Annotated in this window: 9 protein-coding genes; 1 reads left to right on the top strand and 8 read right to left on the bottom strand. The window is 67.1% G+C overall.

The features are described 5' to 3' along the window. Positions 1-18: 18 nt before the first annotated feature. Positions 19-294: a preprotein translocase subunit YajC gene (gene yajC, locus AB4Y99_RS25905; protein WP_441525349.1), complete on the bottom strand. Its 276-nt coding sequence runs from the start codon at positions 292-294 to the stop codon at positions 19-21. A gap of 338 nt (positions 295-632) precedes the next feature. Between yajC and AB4Y99_RS25910 the strand changes: the two genes are divergently transcribed. Further along, complete coding sequence (locus tag AB4Y99_RS25910) at positions 633-1,535, top strand: ATP-binding protein (protein WP_441525345.1); 903 nt, start codon at positions 633-635, stop codon at positions 1,533-1,535. A 219-nt stretch (positions 1,536-1,754) separates the two neighbouring features. Here AB4Y99_RS25910 and AB4Y99_RS25915 read toward each other — a convergent pair whose 3' ends face one another. From AB4Y99_RS25915 to AB4Y99_RS25945, 7 genes are all read right to left on the bottom strand, one after another. Beyond that, positions 1,755-3,119: a peptidoglycan DD-metalloendopeptidase family protein gene (locus AB4Y99_RS25915; RefSeq protein WP_441525346.1), complete on the bottom strand. Its 1,365-nt coding sequence runs from the start codon at positions 3,117-3,119 to the stop codon at positions 1,755-1,757. A gap of 139 nt (positions 3,120-3,258) precedes the next feature. After that, complete coding sequence (locus AB4Y99_RS25920) at positions 3,259-3,921, bottom strand: protein-L-isoaspartate O-methyltransferase family protein (RefSeq protein WP_051988287.1); 663 nt, start codon at positions 3,919-3,921, stop codon at positions 3,259-3,261. A gap of 33 nt (positions 3,922-3,954) precedes the next feature. Continuing rightward, positions 3,955-5,880 carry a serine--tRNA ligase gene (gene serS / locus AB4Y99_RS25925; protein ID WP_441525347.1) on the bottom strand — a complete coding sequence of 642 codons (1,926 nt, stop codon included), beginning with the start codon at positions 5,878-5,880 and terminating at the stop codon, positions 3,955-3,957. A gap of 203 nt (positions 5,881-6,083) precedes the next feature. Continuing rightward, entirely contained in the window at positions 6,084-6,893 is an 810-nt protein-coding gene (gene tatC / locus AB4Y99_RS25930; protein WP_038365557.1) for a twin-arginine translocase subunit TatC, read from the bottom strand. Then, positions 6,890-7,570 carry a Sec-independent protein translocase protein TatB gene (gene tatB / locus AB4Y99_RS25935; protein WP_133563623.1) on the bottom strand — a complete coding sequence of 227 codons (681 nt, stop codon included), beginning with the start codon at positions 7,568-7,570 and terminating at the stop codon, positions 6,890-6,892. The genes tatC and tatB overlap by 4 nt, the downstream gene beginning before the upstream one ends. Before the next feature lie 99 nt (positions 7,571-7,669). Further along, positions 7,670-7,915: a twin-arginine translocase TatA/TatE family subunit gene (locus AB4Y99_RS25940; RefSeq protein ID WP_038365555.1), complete on the bottom strand. Its 246-nt coding sequence runs from the start codon at positions 7,913-7,915 to the stop codon at positions 7,670-7,672. A gap of 80 nt (positions 7,916-7,995) precedes the next feature. Further along, positions 7,996-9,020, bottom strand: a 1,025-nt coding sequence (locus AB4Y99_RS25945) for an ABC transporter ATP-binding protein (RefSeq protein WP_441525348.1), incomplete at its 5' end; no start/stop codon positions are given.

Genomic DNA, 9,020 nt, shown 5'->3' on the forward strand with positions numbered 1-9,020 from the left:
GTCTTGGGCGACGTCGCCTCAGTTCTTGACCGGCTCGCTCTTCGAGCGGACGTCCTGGATCATGCCGCGCACGATGCGCACCCGCACGCCTTCGGCGATCTCGGCCTCGATCTCACCGTCGTCGACGACCTTCGACACCTTCGCGACGAGCCCGCCGGAGGTGACGATCGTATCGCCGCGACGCACGTTCTTGATCATCTCCTGATGCGCCTTGGCCCGGCGCTGCTGCGGCCGGATGATCAGGAACCACATGATGACGAAGATCAGAAGGAACGGCACCAGCTGAATCAGCATGTCGGAGCCGCCGCCGGCTCCAAGCGACTGGGCAAAAGCGGGGGTGATCACAAAAACACTCCTCTGGTGCGACGGCAACGAGCCGCCAAGCCGCAAGACACGCCGCGAAAAGACACGACAAAAGCATCGCCCGGCCGGAAAATCGCGCGGACTATAGCCAGCAATGCCGTGAAATCAATCGGACACGCCCACTCGCGCAAGCGCGCTCCTCACCTATGGGCTTGCCGCCATTCGCGCAATGCCCTTGCGCAAGATCGCACAACGCGGTTTAGCTAGGCACGCAACCGTACCGGACGGTACGGTACGGTTGTCAGCCAAACCATGAAGGCGCATGCCAGATGACCGACAAGACCACCGAGAAAACCATCGACCAGACCGCCACCGAGACGCTCGCGACCCYGCTGCGGATCGCTTCCGCGCTGGAGCGCATCGCCCCCCTCCCGCGCAAGCCGATCGACCTTGCGGCGGCGGACGCCTTCGTCTGGCACGCGGCGGGCTCGGAGCTCATGCCGGTGCCGAAGGTCAACCGCGTCGCTCTGTCCCTGCTGCGCGGCGTCGATCGCGTCCGCGACACGCTGGCCGAGAACACCGAGCGCTTCGCCCGCGGCCTGCCCGCCAACAACGTCCTGCTCTGGGGYGCGCGCGGCATGGGCAAGTCCTCCCTGGTCAAGGCAGTCCATGCCGACACCAACCAGCATCTCGCCAAGGGCGAACGGCCGCTGAAGCTGATCGAGATCCACCGCGAGGACATCGAGAGCCTGCCCGCTTTGATGAGCCAGCTCCGCAGCGATCCGCACCGCGCCATCGTCTTCTGCGACGATCTGTCCTTCGACGGCGACGACACCTCCTACAAATCGCTCAAGGCTGCGCTCGATGGCGGCGTCGAGGGGCGGCCCGAGAACGTCGTGTTCTACGCGACCTCGAATCGCCGCCACCTGCTGCCGCGCGACATGATGGACAATGAGCGCGCGACCTCGATCAACCCCGGCGAGGCGATCGAGGAGAAGGTCTCGCTCTCCGACCGCTTCGGCCTCTGGCTCGGCTTCCACAAATGCAGTCAGGACGAATATCTCGCGATGATCGACGGCTATGTCGCCCATTTCGGACTCACCGTCGCCCCGGAGGAGTTGCGCCGTGACGCGCTCGAATGGGCGACGACGCGGGGCTCCCGCTCCGGCCGCACCGCCTGGCAATACATCCAGGACCTTGCCGGCCGGCTCGGAAAGAAGCTGGAGGGGTGAAGCGCGAAGGTCATGGTCGGGCTTGTCTCGACCATCCACGTCTTCATCGACGCAGCGCACTGCTCAGGATCTGGATGCTCGCCACAGGGGCGAGCAGGACGGTATCCCGAAAAGCAAACAAAACGGGGCGCCTCTTCTGGAGGCGCCCCGTTCCGTATTCGATCGGCGGGGTCTCGCGGGTACCGATCGAAGGCTGAAGCCGGATTTGGGCAGCTTCGATCAGTTGTTCAGATAAGGCGTCGGATCGACCGGGGTCGAACCCTTGCGCAGCTCGAAGTGCAGCTGCGGCGACGAGACGTTGCCGGTCTGGCCGGAGCTGGCGACGACCTGACCCCGCTTTACCGTATCGCCGCGCTTCACCTTGAGCTCGCCGTTATGGGCATAGGCCGAGACATAGCCGTTGGGGTGACGGATCAGGACCAGRTTGCCRTAGCCCTTCAGCTCGCTGCCGGCATAGGCGACGGTGCCCTCCTCGGCGGCCTTGACCGGGGTKCCGTCCGGCACCGCGATGTTGATGCCCTCATTGCCACCCTTGCCGCTGAAACCCGAGATGACGCGGCCCCGGGCCGGCCAACGGAAATCAGCCTTGTCGGCGCTCGACGTCGCCGCTTCCTGTTTCGGCAGGCTAGCGGTCGTCTTGGGCTCGGGAGCGGGCTCGGCCTTCGCGGCCGGTGCGAGCTTCTCGGTCGCCGGAGCACTGGCGACGGCGACGGGCTTCGTCGACTCGACCGCCGGAGTCGCAACTTTGGGCTGGCGGAGCTGCGCCGGGGCTGCCGCAGGCTTGGCCTCGGCGACGGCGGCCTTGCGGGCCTCCGCCTTGGCCTTGGCCTCGGCAGCGAAGCGGGCACGCGATTCCTTCATCGCCTGCGCATCGGCCTCCGCCTTGGAAGCAGCCGCAGTCCTGGCTTCGGCGACCGGCTTGACCTCGGCGGCGCTACGAGCCTGCGAGCGGACCTCGGTCGCAGCCTGGCGCACCGGCGCCGCTCCCTGAACGAAGCCGCGCGACTCGGGCGTGGGGGAAGCCGCACGCCGGACCGGCTCGGCCGCAGCCGTAGCCGCTCCACTGGCATTGTAGATCGGGATCGTCAGGCGGGTGYCCGGCGCCACATTGGCATTGCTCAGCCCGTTCGCCGAGATCAGCGCCGCGCGCGGCACGCCGTAGCGGGAGGAGATCATGTCCAGCGTTTCGCCCTGGGCGAGCACGATCGGCGTGCCGCCCTGCGCGGTCCAGCCAGCGGCGCTGCCCCCGACAGGCTGCGCCGACGGAGCGGCCGCGACCGGAGCGACCGGAGCGACCGGCGCCGGCCGCATTGCGGCGGAGGCCTGCGGCGGCGGCAGCGACTGCGAGCGCACGACCGGAGAAGACGGCACCGGCTGCAAAGCGCCCGAGCTGGAGCCGATCGAACCGGTGGTCACCGGGTCGCGCACAGGCGCGGCTTGCGCCGTCCTGAACGGATTGTCGAAGGGAGTCTCGGTGAAGCGCAGCGTATCCGACGAGCAGGCGCTGACACCGAGGGCAAGCAGACAGACCGTCGAAAGACGGCAAAGGAGACGGGATTTGACCGTTCCGGCTTGGCTACGCATGGACAGAGTACTCGCGAACGACGCAACTCGATGAAGGCCATTAAAGTCCCGTTCAGGTTACGAAAGCGTTTCTCTCGCGAGTCCCGATTCACCTTTTTCGATTTTTTGCCGGCATCGCCGCGGTCCGGCGGGAAAGCCGTCAAAGGGCCTGCGAGCGGCCCGGAATCAGCGGCGGCAGCCGCAGGATCGGCCCCGTCGCGTAATCGAACTGGCCGTCACTGAGGCGGGTCACCACCACGCGCCGCGCCACGCCTTCGACGCGCAGCGCCCCGACCAGCCGACCGCCGGGCGAGAGCCGCATCAGCAGGGCCTCCGGAACGGAATGCGTCACGCCGTTGACGAGGATGCGGTCGAACTGGCCCAGCGTGCGATCGGGCTGGAAGCCATCGGCGTGGCGCAGATCCACCACCTTGCCGAAGCCGCTGCCGGAGACGCGCTCATGCGCAGCCAGCGCCAGGGAGCGATAGCGCTCAAGCGAGACGACCTCGCCGCCAAGAGCGGCGAGAAGCGCCGTGACATAGCCCGAGCCGGTTCCGACCTCGAGCACGCGCGCGCCTGCCTGCAGGTCGAGCGCGCCGATCAGATTGGCGACCGTATGCGGCGCCGTCATCGTCTGGCCGCAGGGCAGCGGCACCGAGACGTCCTGCCGCGCGAGATCGGCGAAGCGGGCCGGCGCGAAGCGGTCGCGCGGCACGCGCTCCATCGCCCGCAGCAGCGCAAGATCGCGCACACCCCGCGCCCTGAGCGACAGGAGAAAGGCGACGGTGCGCTCGCCCTCGCTGGCCGGCACCTCCTCCCCCATCTCCGCCCCTCCCCTCAGCCTTCCCGAATCGCCTTAGGCGAAGACCTGCGCGAAGCGCGTCAGCGTCGGCTCATGGGTCAGGTCGAGTTCCAGCGGCGTCACAGAGATGCGGTTCTCGGCCATGGCGCGCAGATCGGTGCCGTTGGCCGGCTCCTTGCGGCTGCGCTGGAAGGCGATCCAGTAATAGGGATTGCCGCGCCCGTCCTTGCGGGGCTCGAGCTTGACCAGTTCCTGGTCGCGCCGGCCCTGCACCGTGACGGAGACGCCCTGCACATCGCCGGGCCCCGCATTGGGGAAGTTGAGGTTGAACAGCACGCCCTCGGGAATCCCCTCCTCCAGCAGGCGGCGGATGATGCCCGGCGCATGATGCTCGGCGCAGTCCCAGCGGATATTGTTGCGGTCGCCCGGCGTATAGGCCTGGCTGATCGCGATCGAGGGGATGCCGAGCAGCGTGCCCTCCATCGCCGCGGCGATGGTGCCGGAATAGGTGACGTCCTCGGCGACGTTCGAGCCGCGATTGACGCCCGAGAGCACGAGGTCGGGCCGCACCTCGGCCATGACCGAGCGCACCGCCATGATGACGCAGTCGGTCGGCGTGCCCGCCACGGCGAAGCGCTTCTCGCTGATCTGACGCAGCCTCAGCGGATTCGACAGCGACAGCGAATGGGCGACGCCGGACTGGTCGCTCTCCGGCGCGGGCACCAGCACGTCCGGCACGGTGATCGAGCCGTCGGAATTCTGGTAGTTCTCCATCACCGCGATCAGCGCGCGGCCGACCGCCGTGCCCGAGCCGTTGAGGGTGTGCACGAAGAACGGGCCCTTGCCGTCCTTGGTCTTGTAGCGCGCATTCATGCGCCGCGCCTGGAAATCGCCGCAGACCGAGCAGGACGAGATCTCGCGATAGGTCTTCTGCCCGGGCAGCCAGACCTCGATGTCGTAGGTCTTCTGCGAGGCGAAGCCCATATCGCCGGTGCACAAGGTCATCACGCGATAATGCAGGTCGAGTTTCTTCAGCACGGCCTCGGCGCAGGCGAGCATGCGCTCATGCTCCTCGCGCGATTTTTCGGGCGTGGTGATCGAAACGAGCTCGACCTTCTCGAACTGGTGCTGGCGCAGCATGCCGCGCGTATCACGCCCAGCGGAGCCAGCCTCCGACCGGAAACAAGGCGTCAGCGCGGTGAATCGAAGCGGCAGCTCCTCTTCGGAAAGGATTGATTCCCTTGCCAGATTGGTCAGCGGCACCTCGGCGGTGGGGATCAGCCAATGCTCCTCGCCAGCGCGGAACTGATCCTCACGGAACTTCGGCAACTGCGCCGTCCCGAACATCGCATCGTCGCGGACCAGCAGCGGCGGATTGACCTCCGTATAACCGTGCTCCTCCGTGTGCGTGTCGAGCATGAACTGCCCGATCGCCCGCGACAGCCGCGCAACCTGCTTCTCCAGCACGACGAAGCGCGCGCCCGAGAGCTTCGCCGCCTTCTCGAAATCCATCTGGCCGAGCGCCTCGCCCAGCTCGAAATGCTGCTTGGGATCGTTCACGCCCTTGAGAAGCCCGCGTTCCTCCGGTTTCACGCCATGGACATGCAGCACGACATTGCCGTGCTCGTCGGCGCCATCGGGCACGTCGTCGAAGGGCGTGTTCGGAATCGCCGCGAGCTTCTCGTCAAGCGCGTCCTTGGCGGCCTTCTCCTGCGCCTCCAGCGCCGGCTGCTCTTCTTTAAGCGCGGCGACCTCGGCCTTCAGCTTGTCGGCGAGCGCGACATCCTTCGCGCCCATCGCCTTGCCGATTTCCTTGGAAAGGGCGTTGCGGCGCTCCTGCGTGGCCTGCGCCTTGGCGATCGACGAGCGGCGGACATCGTCGAGTTCGAGCAGCGAGGACGACAGCGGCGCCAGGCCTCTGCGTTCAAGCCCCTTGTCGAACGCCGCGGCGTTCTCGCGAATCCATCTGATGTCGTACATCGTCGTCCGGCCATGCCATCGCTGCGGAATGCAGCGTTGGATGCTCTAGACCGGGATCGCGCGCGAGGGAACCACCGACATCGGCATTCGGCGCCCCGATCACGTCATGGTCGGGCTTGTCCCGACCATCCACGTCTTCGTTCGGAAGCAGCGGCGTTCAAGACGCGGATGCTCGCCACAAGGGCGAGCATGACGACAGCACCCTACTCCGCGTCCTCGGCTGCCTTCGCGGCCTCGCCCTTCTTCTCCACGCGGCGCACCGAGAAGATCGAGAGCTCGTAGAGCAGCAGCATCGGCACGGCGAGCATGAGCTGCGAGATCACGTCCGGCGGCGTCAGAACCGCCGCGACGATGAACACGAAGACGATGGCGTAGCGCCGCTTGTCCTTCAGGAACTGCGAATCGATGATCCCCGCCTGCCCCAGCAGCGTCAGGATCACCGGAAGCTGGAAGGCGATGCCGAAGGCGAAGATCAGCGTCATGATCAGCGAAAGATATTCGCTGACCTTCGGCAGGAGCGCGATGCCGGCCTGCGTCTCAGTCGCCGCCTGCTGCATGCCGAGCGAGAACTTCATCAGCACCGGCATGGCGAAGAAGAAGACCAGCAGCGCGCCGAGCGTGAAGAACACCGGCGTCGCCACGAGATAGGGCGCGAAGGCGGCCTTCTCATTCTTGTAGAGGCCGGGCGCGACGAATTTGTAGATCTGCGTCGCGATCACCGGGAAGGCGAAGAAGCCGGCGCCGAAGGCCGCCACCTTGATATGGGTGAAGAGCAATTCGAGCGGGCCGGTATAGATGAGCTGCGCGTTGGCCGCGCTCCCCGCCGCCCAGACATAGGGCTTCACCAAGATGTTGTAGATCTGCGTCGAGAAGCCGAAGCAGATGAAGAACATGATCAGGAAGGCGATCAGCGACTTGATCAGCCGCGAGCGCAATTCGATCAGATGGTCGAGGAGCGGCGCGCGCGAGGCCTCGATCTCGTCTTCGCCCTCGCGAGGATTGGCGACGCTCATGCGGAAGTCTCCTCGCCCTTCGCCGTCTTCGTCTTACGCTTGCGGGCAGGCTTGGCCGGCTCCGCCGCGGTCGCTTCCGGCAAGGGCGTGTCCGGCTCTGCCGGCGCCACGGCCGCGATCGGCTTGACGCGCCGCGCGCGGGCCGGCCTGGGCTCAGCGCCATTCGTCTTCGCGGCGGGCTCGACGGCTTCCGCTGCCGGAGCGGCAGCGACAGGCGCAACCTCTTCGGGCTTTTCTTCCGGTTTGGCCTTGCGAACTCGCTTCGGCTTGGCGGCCGGCGTCTCGGCGGCAATCTCCACCGGCGGCAGCTCGGGAGCCGGCATCGCGGCGAGCTTGGCTTCCGCCTCCTTCAGCGCGGCCGTATCGGGCTTGGCCACATCGCCGGCCGTTCCGGAAGCCGAAAAATCCTTCGGCTCCTCGATCGGCTTGTAGTCCGTATGGGTGTTGAGCGAGCTCGACACGCTGCCGCCGACATCCTCGACCTGCTTCTTCAGGTCGGCGAGCTCGGCCTCGCGCATGGCCTCGTTGAACTGGCCCTGGAATTCGGCCGCCATGCGCCGGACCTTGCCGATCGTCTGGCCGACCGTGCGCAGGACTTTCGGCAGATCCTTTGGACCGATCACGACGAGCGCGACCGCCCCGATCAGCACCATTTCGCTCCAGGCGATGTCGAACATCGACGGCTCTTCCTATCGGCGCGCTCGCCGTTCGACCACAGGGCCGAACGGTCGGGCCGCGCGCATCACCAACACCACGCCCTCGGGGCGCGCGCCGCGTCAGGCCTTGTGGTCGGCCTTGGCCTGCGCCTGAGCCGCCGCGTTGCTGGCCTGCGTCTGGTCGATCACCTTGGGGTCGACAGTGGTGGCGGTCGGCGTCGGCTCGTCATCCTCCGCCATGCCCTTCTTGAACGATTTGATGCCCTTGGCGACATCCCCCATCAGCTCGGACACCTTCCCGCGCCCGAACAGAAGCATCACGATGACGCCGACGACGATCCAGTGCCAAATGCTCACGCCACCCATGGCGAAACTCCTCCGAAATTGCCCCGACCGGGGCCTGTCCCCGACCAATTCTGGCCCGGTCGTTCGCTCGGCGGCGGAACCTATTGATCCGCCGCGGGAAACACAAGGACTTCGTCCGACGGAATGTCGACGCCGACCTCGTCGCCCACGCCGACCTCGTCCGACAGCGCCATGCGCGCGGTGAGCGGCCGGTCGAAGCCATCGACGGCCACGAGCACATGATCGACCTCGCCGAGAAAGCGCCGCGCGACCAGCCGTCCCTTGAGATAGTACCCCTTCGGCACGATCCGCACCCGATGCGGCCGTATGCAGACGATCGCCTCGCTGCCTTCCGCCACGCCCTGCGCCGCGAAGCGCCCGAACGGCGTCTCGACCGTTCCGCCCGAGACCCGGCCCTCGATCTCGGTAAAATCGCAGAAAAATCGGGCGGCAAAGAGGCTGGCGGGCTTGCGGTAGAGCTCCTCCGCGGTGCCGATCTGGGCGATGCGCCCGGCGCGCATCAGCACGATGCGGTCGGCGATGCGCATCGCGTCCTCGGGGTCGTGCGTGACGATGATCGAGGTCGCTCCCGTCTCTTCCAGCAGCGCGGCGGTCTCGTCGCGCACCACGTCGCGCAGCCGCCGGTCGAGGTTCGAGAAGGGCTCGTCCATCAGCAGGACGCCGGGGCGTGGCGCAATGGCGCGCGCCAGCGCGACACGCTGCTGCTCGCCGCCCGAGAGCATGTGCGGATAGGAGCCGGCCAGATGCTCGAGCCCGACGCGCGCCAGCGCCCGCAGCGCCGTGGCGTCGGCGGCGCTTCCCGACCGGTCGCGCAGTCCGAAGCGAACGTTCTCCCGCACGCTCAGATGCGGAAACAGCGCATAGTCCTGAAAGACGAAGCCGATGCCGCGATGTTCCGGCTCGACGAAGGCGGCGGGCGACGAAACATCGCGCCCTTCCAGCAGCACCCGCCCCGCGCTCGGCCGCTCGACTCCGGCGGCAAGCCTCAGCAGCGTCGTCTTGCCGCAGCCCGACTGGCCGAGCAGGGCGACGATTTCACCGGGTCGAACCGAGAGGGACACGTCCGACAACGCCGTCACCGTGCCGAAGCGCTGGGTCACGCCAT

Origin of the sequence: Allobosea sp. TAB14, from assembly GCF_052113865.1 — a bacterium.
Taxonomy (GTDB): Bacteria; Pseudomonadota; Alphaproteobacteria; order Rhizobiales; family Beijerinckiaceae; genus Allobosea; species Allobosea spartocytisi.

Bases quoted from the DNA above. Each gene is read 5' to 3' on its own strand.
- tatB (WP_133563623.1), bottom strand. From the start codon at position 7,570: ATGTTCGACATCGCCTGGAGCGAAATGGTGCTGATCGGGGCGGTCGCG.
- AB4Y99_RS25940 (WP_038365555.1), bottom strand. From the start codon at position 7,915: ATGGGTGGCGTGAGCATTTGGCACTGGATCGTCGTCGGCGTCATCGTG.
- AB4Y99_RS25920 (WP_051988287.1), bottom strand. From the start codon at position 3,921: ATGGGGGAGGAGGTGCCGGCCAGCGAGGGCGAGCGCACCGTCGCCTTT.
- yajC (WP_441525349.1), bottom strand. From the start codon at position 294: ATGCTGATTCAGCTGGTGCCGTTCCTTCTGATCTTCGTCATCATGTGG.
- serS (WP_441525347.1), bottom strand. From the start codon at position 5,880: ATGTACGACATCAGATGGATTCGCGAGAACGCCGCGGCGTTCGACAAG.
- tatC (WP_038365557.1), bottom strand. From the start codon at position 6,893: ATGAGCGTCGCCAATCCTCGCGAGGGCGAAGACGAGATCGAGGCCTCG.